Source organism: Krasilnikovia cinnamomea, from assembly GCF_004217545.1.
GTDB classification, from domain to species: Bacteria; Actinomycetota; Actinomycetes; order Mycobacteriales; family Micromonosporaceae; genus Actinoplanes; species Actinoplanes cinnamomeus.
Map to the genome: position 1 here is coordinate 2,303,610 of NZ_SHKY01000001.1, position 20,336 is coordinate 2,323,945.

At 73.3% G+C, this 20,336-nt stretch carries 9 protein-coding genes; all 9 read right to left on the bottom strand.

Features of this window, described 5'->3' with window-relative positions; genetic code table 11:
* Positions 1 to 20 precede the first annotated feature (20 nt).
* On the bottom strand, positions 21 to 1,022 hold the full coding sequence (locus EV385_RS10260; RefSeq protein ID WP_207229791.1) for an extracellular catalytic domain type 1 short-chain-length polyhydroxyalkanoate depolymerase: 1,002 nt from the start codon (positions 1,020 to 1,022) through the stop codon (positions 21 to 23).
* An 86-nt stretch (positions 1,023 to 1,108) separates the two neighbouring features.
* Complete coding sequence (locus EV385_RS34960) at positions 1,109 to 2,935, bottom strand: hypothetical protein (RefSeq protein ID WP_242624807.1); 1,827 nt, start codon at positions 2,933 to 2,935, stop codon at positions 1,109 to 1,111.
* 139 nt (positions 2,936 to 3,074) lie between these two features.
* Entirely contained in the window at positions 3,075 to 4,772 is a 1,698-nt protein-coding gene (locus EV385_RS10270; RefSeq protein ID WP_242624808.1) for a hypothetical protein, read from the bottom strand.
* A 12-nt stretch (positions 4,773 to 4,784) separates the two neighbouring features.
* Positions 4,785 to 6,416 carry a hypothetical protein gene (locus EV385_RS10275; protein WP_130509267.1) on the bottom strand — a complete coding sequence of 544 codons (1,632 nt, stop codon included), beginning with the start codon at positions 6,414 to 6,416 and terminating at the stop codon, positions 4,785 to 4,787.
* Positions 6,417 to 6,435: 19 nt separating this feature from the next.
* The gene (locus EV385_RS10280) at positions 6,436 to 7,371 is read right to left on the bottom strand and encodes a sulfotransferase family protein (protein WP_130509268.1); all 936 of its coding nucleotides are present in this window, start codon (positions 7,369 to 7,371) and stop codon (positions 6,436 to 6,438) included.
* Between the two features lie 15 nt (positions 7,372 to 7,386).
* Positions 7,387 to 8,157, bottom strand: a complete 771-nt coding sequence (locus tag EV385_RS10285; RefSeq protein WP_130509269.1) for an alpha/beta fold hydrolase — start codon at positions 8,155 to 8,157, stop codon at positions 7,387 to 7,389.
* Positions 8,154 to 8,450 carry an acyl carrier protein gene (locus tag EV385_RS10290; protein WP_130509270.1) on the bottom strand — a complete coding sequence of 99 codons (297 nt, stop codon included), beginning with the start codon at positions 8,448 to 8,450 and terminating at the stop codon, positions 8,154 to 8,156. The genes EV385_RS10285 and EV385_RS10290 overlap by 4 nt, the downstream gene beginning before the upstream one ends.
* Positions 8,451 to 8,480: 30 nt before the next feature.
* The gene (locus EV385_RS10295) at positions 8,481 to 13,046 is read right to left on the bottom strand and encodes a type I polyketide synthase (RefSeq protein ID WP_130509271.1); all 4,566 of its coding nucleotides are present in this window, start codon (positions 13,044 to 13,046) and stop codon (positions 8,481 to 8,483) included.
* A gap of 5 nt (positions 13,047 to 13,051) precedes the next feature.
* Entirely contained in the window at positions 13,052 to 20,254 is a 7,203-nt protein-coding gene (locus EV385_RS10300; protein ID WP_130509272.1) for a type I polyketide synthase, read from the bottom strand.
* Between the last annotated feature and the right edge of the window lie 82 nt (positions 20,255 to 20,336).

Below are 20,336 nucleotides of genomic sequence, written 5' to 3' on the forward strand. Positions count from 1 at the left end.
GACGAGGGTACGACAGAAACTCACGCCCGTGGATGCGCCGCGAAGAACGTCCACAGTGCCGGCGTCGCCCGCAGCGCCGTCGACGGCGCGTCCAGGCCGAGCAGCCGCTGCGCGACGGGCGCGGGCCGTGACCCGGGCCACTGGTGCCCGGCTCCCGCGACGGTGATCAGGTCGACCGCGCGCCCGTCGGCGCAGGCCGCCGTAGAGGTGGTGACCGCCCCGGAGGTCTTGACCACCGGCGCCGCGCAGCGGTCGATCTCCCGCCACCGGGCGATGAGGTCCGGCACGGCCGGGCCGTCGATCTTGGCGGGAAGGCGGCTGCCCGCCCCGCCGTTGGCGCGCCTGCCAGGCTCGCCGTCGTACCGGACGGTGGGGTCGGCGGTGCCGTGGATGTGCATGATCGACAGTGGACGGGGGTGGGGGCAGTCGTTGATCATCGTGCCGGCGACCGGGCCGATGGCCGCGAACACGTCCGTCTCACAGGCCAGCCGGTACGACAGCAGGGCACCGTTGGAGATCCCCGTGGCGTAGACGCGCCGCGCGTCGACCAGAGGGCCGAACGATCCAGCCAGCCTGGTGATGAAGCCGACGTCGTCGACGTTGTCGCGGGCGGCCACCCCGCAGCAGTCGGGGTCGGCGTTCCAGGTGCGGCGGACGCCGTCCGGGTAGGCGACCAGGAACTTCCCGGCGTCGGCCTGGGCGTCCCAGCCGTACGACTGTTCGGCCTGCTGGCCGGTGCCGGCGGCGCCGTGCAGCACGATCACCAGGGGCGCGGGGTCGGGCAGGCCGGCCGGGCGGTAGACCCGGTAGGTGCGCTCCATGCCGCCGACGGTCATGGTGGCCGAGGACTGGCCGACGGGCGGGCCATCCGGCGAAGGCACACCGGAGGGCGGGGTGCCGGTGGTCGCGGGCGCCGAGGTGACGTCGGGGGCGGGTGGGCGGCCGCGGTCGGCGCGGTGCCCGGTGCAGCCACCGACGGCGAGCAGGCCGACGACTACCAGGGCGAGGGCTCGGGTTCTCACCGTCACATCGTCTCCTGTGGATGTTCGGGCCAGGTAAGAGAAGGGCAAGGGCTGGGCGAAACCTCGCCCAGCCCTTGCGCGGGGAGTCAGCGGCCGCTCATCCTGATGAGTTCCCAGCCGCCCTCGGGCTTGGCGTCCAGGCGTTTCGTACGCAGGTTCATCGGGTTGGCCATGCCGATGTACAGGCCACCCGAGCCGTCCGGGATCATGTTGCGGATCCCGTAGTTGAGGTAGTTGCCCAGGCCGCGTTTGTCGACCGCGGTCGCGGGCGAGTTGCTGTCGGGGAACATGTACAGGTCACCGCCGAACTGGCTGGGCTTGATGAGCGGTTTGGCCCACGAGTCCGGGTCGGCCATGGCCTGCCGGGCGAACTTGTTGACCGGCGCGGTGGGCGCGGCGCCCTGCAACAGGTCCTTGACCAGGTAGCTCCAGTCCATCGTGCCGACGAACAGCTTGTTGTCCACGACGGTCATCCGCCACGTGTAGTTGTTGAACAGGTAGCCGAAGCCGGACTTGCCGTACAGCGGGGTGAAATTGGTGGACTTCTGCGACCAGGTGCTGGTGGCGGGGTCCCAGGCGGGCAGCGTCTTCTCGCCGTACACGAGCTCGATCTTCTGGGTGGGCAGGCCGAGGTCCTTGCCGCGCCAGATGCTGACCGCGCGCTGGGTGTTGATGTCCTGGGTCTTGGCCGCCTCCTTGTTCGCGGGCGGGTAGACGGTCGCATGCACCATGCTGGACTTCATGGGTACGTGCATGGTGCCCCAGTAGACGTAGCCGTCGAACGCGGCGATGCCGCCGCCGCCGTAGGTGGCCGACACGACGCGGTCGGGCTCGTACTGGCGGGCGTTCCAGACCTGCTTCCAGCCGGTGGCGTCCTCGGCGTTGAGGCCGGGGGAGCCGTCGGCGAGTTTCGGGCTGATCCACAGCCCGGCCAGCATGAGCTGGGTGGTGGGCTGCTCGGCGGGCCAGCTCGTGGCGGCGATCCGGCCGTCGTACACGGTGAGGTCGGCGGCCTGCACGGGCAGCGAGGCGACCGTGGTGAACGCGAACGGGTTGGTCTTGTCGCCGGACCAGCGCAGCACCGCGCCGCCCGCGGAGCCGTTGCGCCCGATGCCGACGCCGAGGTAGAGGGCGCCGTCGGCGACCAGGAACGTCCGGATGTTGCCGTAGTTCGCGAAGGAGAACGACCCGAGGTACTGCTGGGTGGTCGCGTCGAAGGCGAACATGTTGAGGGTGTCGCCGAGTGCGGGGCCGCCGAGCAGGACGACGTCGCCCATGTTTCCGGCGGCGCGCAGCCCGATGGTGTGGCTCAGGCGCAGCGCGTCGTCGGACGACTTGGCGCGGATCTCCGCGGACTTGTTGACCTTCTTCTTCGTGGTGGTGTCGTACGTCCACACCTCGGGGGCCCGCATGTCGCCGAGGTAGTCGGGGATCGCGTCGTCGGCCTTTCCGGACTGGCTCTCGCCGTACTCGCAGGTCCAGTTGTCGTTGGCGGTCGGCTTGATGTAGCTGAGGGTGGCGCCGCTGACCAGGCAGTGCACGTTGGCGCCGGTGCCGAACCAGACGGTCTTGCCGACCTGGGTGAGGCCCCACACGTACGCCTGGTTGACCTTGGCTTTGCCGCTCTTGCACGGCGGCCCGGCGGGGTACGGCTGGCCGACGCCGCCGAAGCACTCGTCGGGCGTGGCCTTGGCCAGCAGGTTGAACCGGTACCCGGACTTGGTGGGGGTGGGCAGCCGGACCTGGCCGTCGACGGCGCGGCGGACCAGATCGGCGAGGGTGCTGATGAACGGAATCTTGATGTCGCGGGCCTGGTGGGCGGCGGCGGGGGTAGCCGGCCAGCCCGCGGCGAGCACGAGGACGGTACCCACCGCCGCCACCCGGCGCAGGGTGGCGGTCGAAGCTATTTTCATGAACATCTTCCCTTTCCGCGGAGCGCAACGAGCGCCCACCGCGGGTGGCGGCAGGCGCTGACAGTTCGGGCCTCGCGGGGTGCGGGGCCGGGGGGTGGGCGGGCGGCGTCGTGGGTCGCCGCCCGCCCACGTCTGGGGGTTACGGGCAGGATCTGTCGAGCCTGATCAGCTCCCAGCCGCCCTCGGGTACGTCGTCGGTGGGGTCGGTGCGCAGGTTCATCGGGTTGGCCATGCCCAGGTACAGCCCATTGCCGTTCGGGATCATGTTGCGGATGCCGTAGTTGAGGTAGTTGCCCACGCCATTGATGTTTATCGCGCTCGCGGGCTCCGATGTGGACGGGAACATCCACAGGTCGCCACCATACGCATCGGGGTCAATGCCTGCGGTGACCGCCGCGCGGTCGCGGGCGGAGAATCCGGACGGCTGGTTCATGATCTCGTTGGCGATGTAGCTCCAGTCCATCGTGCCGACGTACAGGCGGTTCCCGGTTACGGTCATTCGCCACGTGTAGTTGTTGAACGGGTAGCCGAAGCCGCTCTTGCCGTACTTCGGGGTCCAGCCGGTGGGTACGGCCTTCCAGGTGGCGGTGGCCGGGTCGTAGGCGGGCAGGGTGGACTCGCCGTACAGCAGCTCGATCTGCTGGGTGGGCAGGCCCAGGTCCCTGCCGCGCCAGATGCTGATGCCGCGCTGGGTGTACTTGACCTGCGCGGCCTTCGCGTCGTCGGTGCTCTGCGGGTACACGGTCTGGTGCACCTTGGTGGCCTTGAGCGGCACGTGCATGGTGCCCCAGTGGAGCCAGCCGCCGAACGAGGCGACACCACCGCCGCCGTAGGTGGCCGCGACCACCCGGTCGGTCTCGTACTGGCGGGCGTGCCACGCCTGCTTCCAGCCGTTGGCGTCCTCCGGGTTGAGGCCGGGTTCCCCGTCGGCCAGCGGCGGGCTGAGCCAGACCCCGGCGAGCTGCGCGGGGCTGCTGGGCTGCTCGGCGGGCCAGGTGGTGGTCGCGATCCGGCCGTCGTGGTAGGCCAGGTCGGCGGCCTGGACCGGCAGCACGGCGACGGCCTCCAGGGCGAACGGGTTGCGGACGCCGCCGGTCCAGCGCAGCACCGCGCCACCCGACGAGCCGTTGGTGCCGACCCCGACGCCGAGGTACAGCGCACCCTCGGCGACCAGGAACGTACGGATGTTGCCGTACTGCGGCAGGTTCACCGAGCCGAGGAACCGTTTCGTGCGGGCGTCGAACGCGAACAGGTTCAGCGAGTCACCCAGGGCCGGGCCGCCGAGCAGGACGACGTTGTTCAGGTTCCCGGCGGCGCGCAGGCCGATCGTGGTGCGCAGGCGTTCCGCGTCGTCGGCGCTCTTGGCGCGGATCTCGCCGCTCTTGTCGGTCAGCCGTTTGGTGTGTGCGTCGTACAGCCACACCTGCGGGGGCCGCTGGTCGCCGACCGGGGCGGGGAAGTCCGGGTCGTCGCGGACGGTCTGGCTCTGCGCGTACTCGCAGACGTAGTCGGGGTTGACCACCGGGACCGCGACGTTGAGGGTGGCGCCGCTGACCAGGCAGTGCACGTTGGCGCCGGTGCCGAACCAGATCGAGGAGCCGACCCGGGTCAGGCCCCAGACGTACGCCTGGTTGACCTTCGCCTGGCCTTCGGCGCAGGGCGGACCGGCGGGATAGGGCTGGCCGATGCCGTTGAAGCATTCGTCGGGCTTGGCCTTGGCGAGCAGGTGGAAGGTGTATGGGTCGGGGTCGGCGGCGCGGGCGGGGGTGACCGCGACGCCGACCGTGACGACCAGCGCGGCGACCACGGTGGTCAGCCGGCGCAGGGTTGTGCTCACGGGGTGGTCCCTTCACGAAGAGGTGGGGGTGAGCTTGATCAGCTCCCAACCGCCCTCGGGGACGTCGTCGCCGGGGGCGGTGCGGAGATTCATCGGGTTGGCCGTGCCGAGGTAGAGCGTCTCGCCGTCGGGCACCAGGTTGCGGATGCCGTAGTTGAGGTAGTTCCCGAGGCCGGTGGTGTCGACCGGCCGGGCGGGCTCGTCTGCGGACGGGAACGCCCACAGGTCGGCGCCCCACAGCGCCGGGTCGGTTGGCGGCGCTTCGGCGCTGAGATCGTGGACGAGGTAACTCCAGTCCATCGTCGCGACGTACAGCCGTCCACCCGCGACGGCCATCCGCCAGGTGTAGTTGTTGTACGCGTTGCCGAAGCCGGATCTGCCGTACCGGGGGGTCGCGCCGGTGGACACGGGCGACCAACCGGCGCCCGGGGTGTAGGCGGGCAGCGCCGGCTCGCCGTACAGCAGCTCGATCTGCTGGGTGGGCCGGCCCAGGTCCCTACCCCGCCAGAGGCTCGTGGCGCGCTGGGTGAACCTGATCTGCGCCCGCTTCGCCTCGTCCGTGTCCTGCGGGTACGTGGCCTGGTGCAGGAGGGTGGCCTGCAGCGGCACGTGCATGGTGCCCCAGTAGACCCAGCCGCCGTACGAGGCGACCCCGCCCAGCCCGTACGTGCGCTCGATGAGCGGGTCCGGCTCGTACCCGGCGACGTTCCACGCCTGCGTCCAGCCGCCGGCGTCGGACCGGGTCAGCGGCAGCGGCGGGCTGGTCCACACCCCGGCGAGCTGCTGCGGCGTGGCCGGGTCGTTCGTGGACCAGGTCGTGGCCACGAGCCGGCCCTCGTGGTACGCGAGGTCGACGGCCTGCGCAGGCAGCGCACCGACCTTCACGAAGGTGAACGGGGCCAGCCGGTTCCCGGCCCAGCGCAGCACCGCGCCACCGCGACCGCCGCCCGGCCCGATGCCCACGCCCAGGTAGAGCGCGCCCTCGGCGGCGAGGAAGGTGCGGGCGTTGCCGTACGCCAGCAGCGTGCGGGAGCCCAGGAACCGGCCGGTGGCCGCGTCGAAGGCGAACAGGTTGAGCCCGCTGTGCAGCGACGGCCCGCCGAGCAGCACGACGCCGTCGAGGGTGCCGGCGGCCCGCATCCCGAGCGTGCTGCCCAGCCGGCGCGCGTCGGCGGCGGATGCCGTGCTGATCTCGGCGGACTTGTTCACCAGCGCGCCGGTGCCGGTGTCGTGCAGCCACACCTGGGGTGGGCGCACGTCACCCAATGCGTCCGGGATTGTCAGGTTGGTGCGGGCGACCTGGCTCTCCCCGAACTCGCAGACGTAGTCGTCGTTGCGCACCGGTTGGGTGCTGCCGAGGTTGGCGCCGCTGGTCAGGCAGTGCGTGTTGGCGCCCGTGCCGAACCACACCCGGCGCCCGGTCCGGACCAGGCTCCACACGTACGCCTGGTTGACCTTGGGTTGGCCCTGGGCGCACGGCGGCCCCGGCGGGTACGGCTGCCCGATCCCGGCGAAACACTCGTCGGGCTGCGCCTTGCCCAGCAAGGTACGGGTGTAGGTGACGTCCCCGTTCGGGGACGCGGGGACCGCCGCGGCCGGTGCACCGAGCACGACCGCGGCCGCGAGAACCGCCAGTCCGTACACGCTTACGCCTCCCTCCGCCTCACACGGCGACCCGTTCCGGCCTGCGTACCCGGTGGGCCACCGACGCGGCCCAGCCGGCTGGGTCGGCGAACTGCAGGAACTCGCCGAGGTCGGTGAGCCGGGCGACCGGGTCCGCCACGAGGTCCTCGTACGCGATCCGGTGCAGGTGCGCGGGCGGCCGGTCGGCCAGGATCTGCTCGGCCTGGCTGCTCATGAACGCGCACAGCGCCATGAACCGCTTGAGGTCGTTGCCGCGCTCGCTCAGCAGCTCGGCGGTGAGCCGGTCCGGCAGGTACGGGGCCAGCTCGTCCGGCACCGGGGTGCCGGGCGGCACGGTCAGGGGGTCCACGCCGTACCGGCCGACGGCCTCCACCCGCAGCTGCACGAGCTGGAACACCGAGTGGCGGCTCATCGAGCGGGCGGTGGCCTCCCAGTCCCGGGTCAGGTAGACGATCCGGGCGCTGGGGTGGTTCTCCAGCAGCGACGGCGCGACCTGGCTGGAGCCGCCGGACCGTTCCACCCAGCGCTTCCTGCCGGTCAGCTCGGCCAGCAGGTCGAGGAACGCCTGGTGGTGCGCGCCGATCCGCTGCTCCGGGAACTGGCGGACCCGCTCGCCCAGCCGGTCGAACAGCGTGTCCGGGTCGTCGGTGAGCTTGGCCAGCGTGATCGCCATGATGCGGGGCAGCCGCAGCAGGTCACCGGCGAAACGCCCGGAGGCCGGATAGCGCACCTCCTTGGGTGGTACCCCGATGCGGAACAGCAGCGACAGCTCCTCCTTGGGCCCGCTGAGCACGTCCCAGTACGCGGGCCCGGTGAGGATCTCGCTGCTGCGGTGCCACATCGCCACCGACATGAAGAACTCCTGGACGGAGCACGTCTCCGGTTCCTCGACGATGAGATCCGACAGCATGGTCGAGCCGCAGCGGCCGTTGCTGATGATGATGGCGCGGTCCATCGACGCGGGGTCTCCTTAGTGGACGGGGGTGGCGAGCCAGGGCAGCACGTGGGCGCGTACCTGGTCGGGGGCCTTGATGAGCAGGGTGTGCTTCTGGCCGTCGATGACGACGTGGCCCGACTGCGGCAGTAGCCGCTGGGTGTGCGGGGCGAGTTCCTTCACCGCCGACTCCGCGCCGTACAGGCACAGCACGGGGCAGTCGATGGCGGCCAGCCGGGCCGGGTCGGGCAGGGCGCTGTTGGGCAGCTCCTGCCCCACGGTGGTGCCGGACAGCAGGGCCGAGGCCTCCCGGTACCGGCGGGCCAGCAGCGGGCGGCTGTGCGCCACCGCCTCGGCGTCCGCGAGGGTCTCGGCGGCGCTGGCCAGCCGCCGCGCCATCCGGCCGAACCAGGCCTCGGTCGGGGGCGCCGACTCGACCGCGACGATCCCGGCGACCCGGTCGGGGTGCCGGGCCGCGTACGCGAACGCGATGGTGCCGCCGAACGAGTTGCCGAACAGGTGGACCGGCTCGTCGACGTCCCAGTGCTCGAGCAGCCCTTCCAGGTCGTCGACGAAGTCGTCCAGCGCGTACCCGGTGGGCGGCCGGTCGCTGTGGCCGTGCCCGCGCAGGTCGTAGAGCAGCACTCGCAGGCCCTCCGCAGCCAGCGGGTGGGCGAGCGTGAGGAACCAGCTCGCCATGCTGTCCGAGGTCATGCCGTGGATCAGTACGGCGGTGCCGCGCCGCTCCCCCACCGGGGGCACCTCCTGCACGTGCATCCGGACACCGTTGACCACCACATGGCTCATGACGCGGCCGGCACCTTCTCCAGCGACTGCGCGATGTAGTCGACGAGCTGGCCGACCGTCAGCTCACCGATCGAGGCGACGTCGAGGGACGAGACGAACAGCGCGAAGTTGACCGAGTCGCCGTACCGGGCCTGCAGGCGTCCGGCCAGCGCCACCACGTCCAGGCTCTCCATGCCCAGGTCGTCGCGGAACGTGGTGTCCATGGTGATCTCGGCGTCGGGGCCGAAGTCGCCCAGCACCGCGCGGAGCAGGGCGTCTACGTCGGCGAGAACGGCGGTCGGGTTCGAGGGCATGGCGGTGCTCTCCTTGTTCACTCGGCTTGATCACTGGGCGGGGGTCCACGCCACGACGTAGTGGCGCGGGGGCAGGTCGGGCGGGTTCTCGATCTCGGCGAAGGCGACGGGGAAGGTGCGGCCGTCCACGGTGACCGTGCCGTCGGCCAGCGACACCACGAAGCGGCGCGGGGCGCCGTCCAGGCCGGTGCCGAGCGCCTTGCCGACGGCCTCCTTGGCGGCCCAGACGCGGGCCACGTCCCGGTCGGTGTCGACCTGGGCGCGTTCCGCGTCGGTCAGCGCGTACCTCAGGGTGGCGTCGTCGCGGGGTGTGATCTCCACGACGTCGATGCCGACCTTTCCGCCGGGCGGTCCGGCGATCGCGACGCCGACCTCCTGGGTGTGCGCGATCGACACCACGCCGTCCACGAAGCCGCGGCCGGGCCGCAGCTCCACGTACGGCCGTCCGGACGGCTCGTTGCGTACGGTCAGCTCGATCGGGTAGACGTCGGTGTGCCCGGCGTCCCACTGCCGGAACCGCACCGCGTCCTTGGCCGCGATCCGCCCCAGCATCCACTGCTTCCGGCGCGCGCCCGGCATCCGCTCGTACTCGGCCGCGGCGTCGCCGCCGAGGATGCCGCGCGCCGCCATGCCCCGGGTGACCAGGTCGGTCCACGCGTCGAAGACGACCGTCCAGCCCTCGGGGCGGCGCTGCGACATCGGGTACTTCTCTGGGAACCGCTCGCAGGCGCGGGCGGTCGGATGGCTGTCGAAACGCCGGTCGGTGGCGCCGTCGATCTGCGCCCACACCCGCCCGCCGACCGAGAGCTGCGTGTCGGCGATCAGCTCGCCGTCCGTGATGGAGCGGACCCGGGCGACGCATTCGAACGCGGTGCCCGGCGCGGGTGGCGGCCCGAAGAACCGGACGTGCCGCAGCCCCACCGGCAACGCGACGGTACGGAACGGCTGGGTGGTGATGAGCCAGTTGCCGATGAGCTGCAACGCGTTGTCCAGCAGGGCGCCCGGCGGTACCGGGGCGGTGACCTCGCCGCGCACGTGCATGTCGCCGAGTGCGTACACCGCCGTGACGCCCTGGAACTTCGGGCCGTGGAACATGAGGCGTTCGGCGTACATCTGTTCCGCGCTGATCGTCGGCGGCCGTTCCGTGGTGGGGTCGTGGGTCCACGGCGCCTCGGGTGGCTGCGGGTACCCGGCTCCCATCTCGATGGTGGCGCGGGCGTACCCGCCGAACACCACGGTGAGCTGGTCCGGGCCGGCGCGGCGGACCGTGATGTCGACTCGTTGCGGCGGGGCCGCGATCAGCCAGCGGTTGAACTTCGCGTCGCGGACGGCGACCGCCCGCAGGCCGGGTGCGGCCTGCTCGGCGGCGTCCATCATGTGCTGGACGACCGTGGTGGCGGGCACGACGGGCCAGCGGTCCTCGACCTTGGGCCAGTCGTCGGGCTGCACGAAGAAGCAGTGGTCCCGCAGGTACGGCATCCGCTCGACGGAGACGTCGAGGGAGGTCCGCAACACCACGTCGTCGCCCGTGCCGGTCCCCGCGACCGAAGCCGTCGGCACCGCCTGGGCCGTGGCGGGAGACGCGGGCGGTGGAGCCACCGGACGCGCGGGTGCCGGGGCAGGACGAGGCGCGGGTGCCGGGGCAGGACGACGCGCGGGTGCCGTGGCGGCCGCGCTCAGCACGGTCACCGCGTCGCTCGCGGTCTCCTCCAGGAGGGCGGCGAGTTCCCGGGCCGCACTGGAGTTCCCCGCGAGGCGGTTCAGCGCCGACAGCGCGGCCTGATGCGCCTCCACCTTCGCGTCGGCCGTGGGTGCGCCCGGCTGGACAGGCGCGGATGCGGCCCGCTGGACCGGCGCGAATGCGGCCGGTCGAGCTAGCGCGGGCCGAGAACCGTGCGCCGTGACGCCGAGCAGGTCGGCCGCGCCCTCGCCGAGCTTGACCAGCGTCCCGCCCAGATCCAGCCGGACCGCCGGGCCGCGCGCCTGCACCGGACCGGCCACCCGATGCTCCGGGACCGGACGCACCGCCGCCGGGGCCGGGTCGAGGACCCGCAGGTCCGGCGCGCCGCCGTCCACCCACAGGGCGGTGGCGACCCGCCGCAGCTGATCCAGGCCGCTGCGCCGCGACACGTTGACCGGCATGGCCAGGTGGTCCCGGTCGCGCAGGTTGTCGTCGATGAGCGTGGCCAACTGCCCGGCCCCCACCTGCAGGAAGACGCGGATTCCGGCGTCGTACATGGCGTTGACGGTCTGCCGGAACCGGACCGGCTCGATCATGTGCCGGATGAACAGCTGGTTGACCTCGTCCGGGTCGCTGGGGAACGGCGCGGCCAGCGTGCCCGACCACACCGGCACGTCGGTGGGATGCACCTCCCACCGGCCCATGGCCGCACCGATGGCCTGCAGTCCCTCCGCGAACACCGGGGTGTGGAACGCCGACCGGAACGGCAGCAGCTGACACAGGATGTTGCGGGCGCGCAGGTCGTCGACGAGCCGCTGCACCTGCTCGCGCGGGCCGTTGACCACGCACTGGGCGGGCGCGTTGTCGTGCGTGAACAGCACCCCCGGGTACGCGTTCAGCAGCGGCAGCACGGTCTCGGCGCTGGCGCTGATCGCGGCGAACGCGTACCCGGACACCTCGACCGTGTCCGCGTCGAACAGGTGCAGGAACGCGTCGACTCCCTGCGTACTCATCTGGCCGGTGACCGCGGCCGCGGTCCACTCGCCGATGCTGTGCCCGGCGACCGCGTCGGGCCGTACGTTCATCCGCCGCAACGCGGCGTCCAGCAGCGTGCCGACCTCGACCAGCCCGGTGCCGTGCTGCCCGAGGTCGTCCGCGCTGAACTCCCGGTACGGCAGTCCGAAGTGGGCGGCCACGTCCCCGACCCGGGGCGCGAACTCGGCCTCGACCCCGGGATAGACGAAGGCCAGCTGGCCGCCGCCGGGCCCGAGCAGGGGGCGCGGGGTGAACCAGATGTCGCGGCCGCCGCGCCACGGCTCGCCCCGGGCGACCATCCGGCGGGCGGCGGCCAGCCGCTGGTCGGTGGGGTCGACGATGCCGATGCGGACCGGGCCGCCGTCGAGGGTCCCGGCCTGTTCCAGGCCGCGCACCACCGCGTCCGGTGCGGCCAGCAGCTCGCCCAGCGCGGCCGGGGTGTGCGCCGCGAGCCACATCACCTTGTCGGGTTCGGTGACCTCGACCGGCACCGGGCCCGCGTGCTGCTCGATGATCACGTGGGCGTTGATGCCGCCGAAGCCGAACGCGTTCACCCCGGCGCGGCGCGGGCCGCTGCCCTGCCACGGGCGGGCGGCGCCGATCGGCTGGAACCTGGTCCGGGCCATCTCGGCGCGCGGGTTGTCGCAGTGCAGCGTGGGCGGCAGCACCCCGTGGTGCACCGCGAGGACAGCCTTGATCAGACCGGCGATGCCCGCGGCGGGCATGGCGTGGCCGATCATCGACTTCACCGAGCCGATGACCGGCCGCTCGCCGCCGGTGTGCGGGCCGAACACCTCGGCGACCGTGGCCAGCTCGGCCGCGTCGCCGGTGGGTGTGGCGGTGCCGTGCGCCTCCAGCAGGCCCAGCGCGTCCGGTGCGGTCGGGTCCAGCCCGGCCGCCTCCCACGCGCGGCGGATCGCCAGCGCCTGCCCCGCGCTGGCCGGGTTGAACATGCTGGCCGACCGGCCGTCGCTGCTGGTGCCGCTGCCGCGGATCACCGCGTAGACGCGGTCGCCGTCGCGCTCGGCGTCGGCGAGGCGCTTGAGCACGACCATCCCCGTGCCCTCACCGATCAGTACGCCGTCCGCGTCCGCGTCGAACGGCCGGATGTCGCCCTTGCGGCTCAACGCCTGGAGCTGGTTGAACACCGACCAGAAGCTGATGTCGTGTACGTGGTGGGTGCCGCCGGCCAGCACCGCGTCGAGCCGCCCGGCGGCCAGCTCGGTCATCCCCTGGTCGACGGCCAGCAGCGACGACGCGCACGCCGCGTCGATGGTGTACGCGGGCCCGCGCAGGTTGAGCCGGTTCGCCACCCGGGACGCGGCGAGGTTCGGCACCAGGCCGATCGTGCCCTCCGGCTGGTGCTTGCCGAGCCGCTCGTCGAACCGGGCCCGGACCAGGTCGAGACGTTCCTCGTCGAGGTCCGGGATCAGCTCCCGCAGGATGCCGATGACCTGGCTGGACATGCGGACGCGTTGGGCGTACCGGGCGGCGGCGGGGCTGAGGATGCCGCCGCGACCGAGGATGACCCCGACCCGGTCGGCGTCCGGCATCCGGTCCGGGCCGCCCGCGTCGGCGACCGCCGCGGCCGCCACGTCCAGCGTGATGAGCTGGTCCGGTTCGATGTCGCCCACGGAGTTCGGCATGATGCCGAACTTCAGCGGCTCGAACACGGCCTGCTCGTCGAGGAACCCGCCGCGCTTGCAGTACAGCCGGTCCGGGCGGTCGGCGTGGGCGGGGTCGTAGAACAGCGCGTCGAAGCGGTCCGGCGGGACGTCCGTGATCTGGTCCTTGCCGGCGATCAGGTTCTGCCAGTACTGGTCCAGGTCGGCGGCGCCGGGGAACAGCGCCGCCATCCCGACGATCGCGATGGGCTGCATGCGGTCTACCAGCCCGAGGCGGTGTAGACGACCGAGGTGGTGCCGGGATCACCCCACGCCAGTTCGCGCAGCAGGCTCAGCGCCCCCTCCTCGGGGTCGATGAGGCCGATGCCCCGGCGGGCGTACTCGGCGGTGAGCTCGGGCGACACCATGCCCGCGTGCAGCCCGACCGGCGCCCACGGTCCCCAGTGCACGGTCAGCGCGCGGTGCCCGGTCTCGGCGGACCAGCGGGCGCCCATGGTGTCCAGGGCGTCGTTGGCCGCCGCGTAGTCGCTCTGCCCCCGGTTGCCGTACGCGGCCGCGATGCTGCCGAACAGCACCACGAACCGGGGCTCGGCGCCGCACCCGGCGAGCGCGTCCAGCACGGACTGCGCCCCGTCGACCTTCGTACGGAAGACCCGGGCGAAGGATTCGGGATCCTTGTCGGCGATCAGCTTGTCTTCGATGATCCCGGCGGCGTAGACGAGCCCGTCGATGCGCCCGTACTCGTCGTGGATCCGTTTGATCAGCCGGTGCGTGGCCTCGTCGTCGCGGACGTCGAGCGAGTGGTAGCGGACATCCGCGCCGAGTTCGCTCAGCTCGGCGACGGTCGCGGCGACCTCGCGGGCGGCGAGGATGCCCGACGCGGTCCGGTCGATGTCGGCGGGCGAACGCATGCCGCGCCGGGCCAGGGTGGCGCGCAGCGCGGCCTTGTCGGTGGCCGCGGCCAGCTCCGGGTCCTCGTCGGTCTGCGGCAGCGGGGTGCGCCCGACCAGCTCGATCCGGCACCGCGCCCCGCCCGCGAGGGTCCGGGCGAACCACGGGGTGATGCCGCGCGCACCGCCGATGAGCACGACCACCGAGTCGGCGTCGAGCCCGATCGCCTGCGCCTCGGCGACCCCCTCCCCGGCGGGTCCGGCGCCCCCGTCCGCGAGCACGCCCAGCCCGGTGGGCACGAGCTGCTCCGCCTGGCGGCCCTGCGCGCGCCGGTACACGACCGGGGCAGGTGTGGTGTCGCGCAGCTCCTCGACGAGCCCCTCGGCCACGTCGTCGGCGGTAGCGTCGGCGGGCACCCGCACGTAGCGGGCGACCACCTCCGGGTATTCGCGGGCGAGGGTGCGGAACAGCCCGGGCAGGCCGTCGGTGCGCGGGCCGTCCGGCTCGGGACCGGCCGCGATCAGCCAGCGCGGCCCAGTCCGGGACGCCGAGGCGGTGAGCGCCGCGACGGCCCGCTTGACGAAGCCGAACGCGTCCGGCAGCAGCGGGCCGGTGCCGTCGGTGAGCCCGTCGAGCAGGACGATGCCGTCCATCCCGCTCGGGTCGGCGTCCATGCCGGCGGACACGCCGGTGGCGCCGCCCTCGGCGAGCCGTCCGGCCAGGGCCGCCCCGGCGGCCGCACCGCCGGTGATGAGGAAGCGGGCGCCGTCGAGGTCGGCGGCGGCACCGGCCACGGGGGCGGGTTCCACGACGCCGATGAGGCGCTGCGGCGCGATGCCCGGATTGGCCGCCGGGATCGCCAGCGCCGCCGGGATCGCCGCTTTGATCGACGCCGCCGGGATCGTGGGCGCGGCCGGGGCGGCCGCCGGAAACTCGGGGGAAGCCACGGCGGCGGTCAGGGCCGCTACCGGTTCGGGCGCGCCGTTGATGCGGGTGTCCAGCCAGGACACCATCGCCCGCACCGTACGGGCCTTGACCAGGTCCTCCAGCTCCGACTCGTCACCCTCCACCGACAGACCCAGCCGGTTCGCCACCTCCCCGGCCACCTCCGCCCGCTTGATCGAGTCGACGCTCAGATCCGCCTCCAGATCCAGATCAAGCTCGATCAGCTCCTCCGGATACCCCGTCCGCTCACTGATCACCGTCAACACCGCACCCTGCACATCCAGCACCGGCGCGGCGACGGTCGCGACGATCGGCGCGGTGGGAGCGGGCCCGGCCGCGAGCGGCGCCACGACGTTGATGCGGGTGTCCAACCAGGACACCATCGCCCGCACCGTACGGGCCTTGACCAGGTCCTCCAGCTCCGACTCGTCACCCTCCACCGACAGACCCAGCCGGTTCGCCACCTCCCCGGCCACCTCCGCCCGCTTGATCGAGTCGACGCTCAGATCCGCCTCCAGATCCAGATCAAGCTCGATCAGCTCCTCCGGATACCCCGTCCGCTCACTGATCACCGTCAACACCGCACCCTGCACATCCAGCGCGGGAGCCGCCGGGGCCAGCACGGCCACCTGAGCGGCGGGCGCGGCCACGACATCCGGCAGTTCGGGGTGGGCCGGGATCACCATGGGTGCCAGCGACGTAACCGGCGCGGCCTCCACCGGGACCACGGTCGCGTCGGGCTGCCACACCAGCCGCCCGCCGGAGCCGTCCCCCAGGAACGCCAGCAGCACGTCACGCTGGCTCGCGATCAGGTCACGGCTGGTACGCAGGAACTCGCTGACGAGCTCGCCCCTGGAGTCGCGGCCGACCTCGGCCCCGCCCGCTGCGGTCATGCTGAACTCCTCGATTCGTCGAGCGGGGGTCATGCCACCGGGCAGACAGTCCCCGTTGCGGTCGCGGACCACCTGACCGTCGACGGTCCAGATGGGTCGGTTGTCGGAGGTGGTAGGCGCGACGGTTGTCACGTCCCGCCCGGCGTACAGCCACCCGGTCTGCACGGGCACCCCGGCGCAGGCCAGCTCGGCGACCGCGGTGAGCAGGGCGGGCAGGCCCTGGCCGGGGCGGCCGTCGACCGCGACGACCCGGTGGGGCCGGTGGCCGAGGATGTCGGCGACGAGCCGGCCGAGCACCTGCCCGGGGCCCGCCTCCACGAAGATCCGGGCGCCCGCGGCGTACATGGCCTCGATCTGCTCCACGAACCGGACCGGCGCGCCGATCTGCGCGGCCAGTCCGTCCCGGACCGCCCCGGCGTCGGCCGGGTACGGCTCGGCGCTGCGGTTCGACCAGACGGGCAGCGTGGGCGCGGTGACCCGGCGGCCCGCCAGCACCGCGGCGAAGGTGTCCGCGCCACCGGCCACCACGGGGCTGTGGAACGCGCACGCGACCGGGATGGCGCGGGCCCGCAGCCCGGCCGCCGTAAAGGCGGTGGTGGCCCGGCCCACGGCCTCGGTGGGGCCGGAGACGACCACCTGGTTCGGGCCGTTGTGGTTGGCCAGCACCACCTCGCCGGTGAGTCCGGCCGCGTCCAACGCGGCGGTGACCTGCTCGGCCGTGCCGCCGACCGCGGCCATCGTGCCGGGGTCGTCACCGGCCGCGCCGAGGATGGCGGCGGCCCGTTCCCGGCTGAGCTCCAGCAGGGTGGCCGGGTCGAACGCGCCCGCCGTGCACAGCGCGACCAGTTCGCCGTAACTGTGCCCGCCCGCCATGTCGGGGCGCACGCCGAGGCGGCGCAGCACGTGGTCGGCGGCCAGCCCGCCGATGCCGAGCACCGGCTGCGCCACCCGGGTGTCCCGGACCAGATCCGCCTGGGCCTGCTCGGTCGCCTCGTCGAACGCCGTCGGCGGGAACAGCAGGTCGGCGTACTCGCGGCCGAGCTGCAGATACTGCCGCAGCTCGGGGAACGCGACGAACAGGTCGGCCAGGGCGCCCGGCCGCTGGCTGCCCTGACCGGGGAAGAGGAACGCGACCTTACCCGGCCCGTCGGCCTCGGGCGGCTGGTGCAGTCCCGTACGCGGGTCGTGCTCGCCCTGCAGCGCCCGGCGCAGCAGGTCCGCGAGGTCGGCGGTGTCGGAGGCGACGATCGCGATGCGCACCGCGCCGGTGCGCGGGTCGGACTCGCGCGCGGCCCCGGCGGCGAGATCACGCAGCCGCGCGTCCGGCGCCGCACCGAGCCGGTCCAGCAGCTTCTGTACGCCGCGCCGCGCGGCCGGCCGGTCCGTGCCGCGGAACAGGAACAGCTCGGCGGGCCACTCGTCGCGGCCGTGCCGGGGATCCGCGGTGGGCGCGTGCGCCGACAGCACCACGTGGAAGTTGGTCCCCCCGAAGCCGAACGCGCTGACCCCGGCGAGCCGCTCGGCGGCCGGGGCGGCCCACGGCCGGGCCTCGGTATGGAACGCGAACGGGCTGTTGTCGGGGCTCCACGCCGGGTTGGGCCGGGTCAGGTTGATGGTCGGCGGCTTGACCCCGGTGTGCAGCGCCAGCGCCGCCTTGATCACCCCGGCCATCCCGGCGGCGCACTTGGTGTGCCCGATCTGGGACTTCACCGAGCCGAGCACCGCCCCGCCGGGCCGGGCACCGGATTCGGTGAACAGCCGGGTCAGCGTCTCCAGTTCGGTACGGTCGCCGACCACGGTGCCGGTGCCGTGCGCCTCGACGAGCCCGATCCGGTCCGGGGTGACCCCGGCCGACGCGTACGCCCGGTCCAGCGCTCGCCGCTGCCCCTCCGCGCGCGGCGCGGTGAGCCCGAGGGCCCGGCCGTCGCTGGCCCCGCCGAGGCCCTTGACGACCGCGTAGATCCGGTCCCCGTCGCGTTCGGCGTCGGCCAGCCGCTTGAGCACGACCGCGGCGACCCCTTCGCCCAGGGCGATGCCGTCGCCGGTGCTGTCGAAGGTGCGGCAGCGCCCGGTCGGCGACAGCGCGTGCGCCGAGGTGAACATCAGGTAGTCGTTGACGCCGTTGTGCAGGTCGGCGCCGCCGCAGATCATCAGGTCGCTGTGGCCCGAGGTCAGTTCCTTGCAGGCGGCGTCCATGGCGGCCAGCGACGAGGCGCAGGCCGCGTCGACGGTGTAGTTGGGGCCGCCCAGGTCGAGCCGGTTGGCGACCCGCCCGGCGATGACGTTGGCCAGCACCCCGGGGAAGGTGTCCTCGGTGACCGTGGGCAGCAGCCCCTCCATCTGCTCCGGCACGTCGCCGAGGTAGCCGGGCAGCAGGGTGCGCAGCGTCTGGGTCTGGCTCATGTCGCTGCCCGCCTCGGCCCCGAACACCACCCCGGTCCGCGAGTGGTCCGCCCCCGAGTCGTACGCGTACCCCGCGTCGACCAGGGCCCGGTGGGAGATCTCCAGGGCCAGGAGCTGGGTGGGGTCGATGCTGGCCAGGGCGGCCGGGGGGATGCCGTACCTGATCGCGTCGAACGGCACCGGGTCGATGAACCCGCCCCACTTGCTCACCGTGATCCGCCCGGCCTGGCCGGGGCCCACCTCGGGGGCGTAGTAGATCTCCGGGTCCCACCGGTCGGGGCTGACCTCGCGGACGACGTCCTTGCCGCCGAGCACGGTGTTCCAGAAGGCGGGCAGGTCCGGTGAGCCGGGGAAGACGCACGCCATGCCGACGATCGCGATGTCCAGCGGCGCGGCGGCGGCCGCCTCGGCGTCCGCGTCGAGCCCCAGGTCGGCGCGGGCAGCGGCGACCCGTCCGGCGTGCAGCGCGGTTGCGCCGGTGGTGACCTGGGCGTGCAGGTCGGCGACCGTGGTGGTGGCGTGCCGCAGCACGGCGACCTGCCCGGCCATGAACAGCCCCTCGGCGGCCTGGGTGGCGTCGTCCACGTGGGCGAGCGTGTCGCCGTCGCGGCGCAGGCCCTTGCTGGCGATCCGCAGCCGGCCGACGTTGAGCAGTTCGAGCTGTTCCCAGATGACGCGGTTCTCCACACCCGCGCCGGAAAGCTCGTCGCGCAGGTGGTGGAAGTCGTCCACGAACCCGGACGGCAGGCAGCGGGTGGCGTGCCCGGGCGCGGTCTCCAGCAGCGCCGTGCCGGTGGCCTCGACGGCCTCCTGCTGGAACAGCGGCTGGATCGCCCCGTGCGTGACGGCCTCGGCGGTGAACAGGTAGGCCGTACCCATCAGCACGCCCACCTGGGCGCCGCGGCGGGTCAGCGGCCCGGCCAGGGCGGCGACCATGGCGGCGGAGCGCTCGTCGTGGATCCCCCCGGCGAAGAAGATCTGCAGCTCGGCGGCGGTCCCGGCGGGCTGGTCGGCGAGGAAGTCGGTCAGCACGGCGAGCTGGGCCTCCCACAGCGGGAAGCTGGCCCGCGGCCCGACGTGCCCACCGCATTCGGCGCCCTCGAAGATGAACTTCCGGGAGCCGGACTGCAGGAACTGGCGCAGCAGGCCGGGCGAGGGCACGTGCAGGAAGGCGCTGATGCCCGCCGCTTCGAGGCCCTTCGCCTGCGCGGGGCGGCCGCCCGCGATGATCGCCACCGCGGGCTTGATCTCCTGGATGATCTCGATCTGGGCCGCCCGCAGCGCGTCGGGGGCGAAGCCGAGCACGCCGACGCCCCACGGCCGGTCGCCGAGGGCGGCGGCCGCCTCGGTGAGCATGCGCCGGGACTGTTCCGCGTTGGCCAGGGCCAGCGCGATGAACGGCAGAGCGCCCGCGTCGGCCACGGCGGCGGCGAACGCGGCCTCGTCGCTGACCCGGGTCATCGGCCCCTGGGCGACCGGCAGGTCGACGCCGAGCGTACGGGCCAGCGGCGCTCCGGGCCGCAGCGCCGCCCCGGCGTCGGGGTCCCGCACCGCGTCCCGTACGGCGTCGCGGACGCCGTGCACGGCGGCGGTGGTGTCCGGCCAGCGCCGGGCGAATTCGGCGGCCAGCCAGCCGTCCTGGCCGATGGGGAGCAGATCGTCGCCGCGGCGCAGCCCGCGTCGGCCGCCCTCGGTGACGACCTCGGTGCCGTCCATGCGGCGCAACAGAATCGCAACATCATCGACCAATGTGGACTCTCGGAGCAAAAGAAGCTGGGTGTCGAGCAGGACACCGGCGGCGCCGCCGACCACGGACGCCACGGCGGTGGACGGGCCAATGCCGCCCGCCACCCACACCGGCAGCTCGACCTCCGCCACGAGCTGCTGGAGCAGGACGAACGCGCTCAGTTCGCTGACCCGCCCGCCGGATTCCATGCCCCGGGCGACGAGCCCGTGTGCACCGGCGGCCTCGGCGGCCCGCGCTTCGGCCAGGTCGGTGACCTCGACCAGCACCTGGTAGCGGCGGGCCAGTTCGGCGACCGGCCACGGACTGTCCGCCGTGAGGATGATCACGTGCACCGCCGGGCCGGCGGTCTCGGCCAGCTCGGCGGGGGTCGCGGCGCAGGCCGCGGTGACCCGTACGCCGAAGCCGGTGGTCCGGCGGGCGGCGTCGGCCAGGGTGCGCAGGGACCAGGGGTCACCGTCGCCGAGGTCGAGTACGCCGAGCGCACCTGCGCGGACGGCGGCGGTGAGGGCGTACGGGCTGGCGTCCAGGCCCGCGCCGCCGGTGACGGCGATGACCAGACGGTTCGGATCGAGGGCAGTACTCATCGGACTCCCGCTTCGTGGGCGCGGCGGCAGGGGGCGAGGTGCCTGGGAACTGCGAGGTGGGTGGGGCGGGCGGGGCGACATC

Coding starts and splice junctions, on each gene's coding strand:
- EV385_RS34960 (WP_242624807.1), bottom strand. CDS start 2,935: ATGAAAATAGCTTCGACCGCCACCCTGCGCCGGGTGGCGGCGGTGGGT.
- EV385_RS10280 (WP_130509268.1), bottom strand. CDS start 7,371: ATGGACCGCGCCATCATCATCAGCAACGGCCGCTGCGGCTCGACCATG.
- EV385_RS10285 (WP_130509269.1), bottom strand. CDS start 8,157: ATGAGCCATGTGGTGGTCAACGGTGTCCGGATGCACGTGCAGGAGGTG.
- EV385_RS10290 (WP_130509270.1), bottom strand. CDS start 8,450: ATGCCCTCGAACCCGACCGCCGTTCTCGCCGACGTAGACGCCCTGCTC.
- EV385_RS10295 (WP_130509271.1), bottom strand. CDS start 13,046: ATGCAGCCCATCGCGATCGTCGGGATGGCGGCGCTGTTCCCCGGCGCC.
- EV385_RS10300 (WP_130509272.1), bottom strand. CDS start 20,254: ATGAGTACTGCCCTCGATCCGAACCGTCTGGTCATCGCCGTCACCGGC.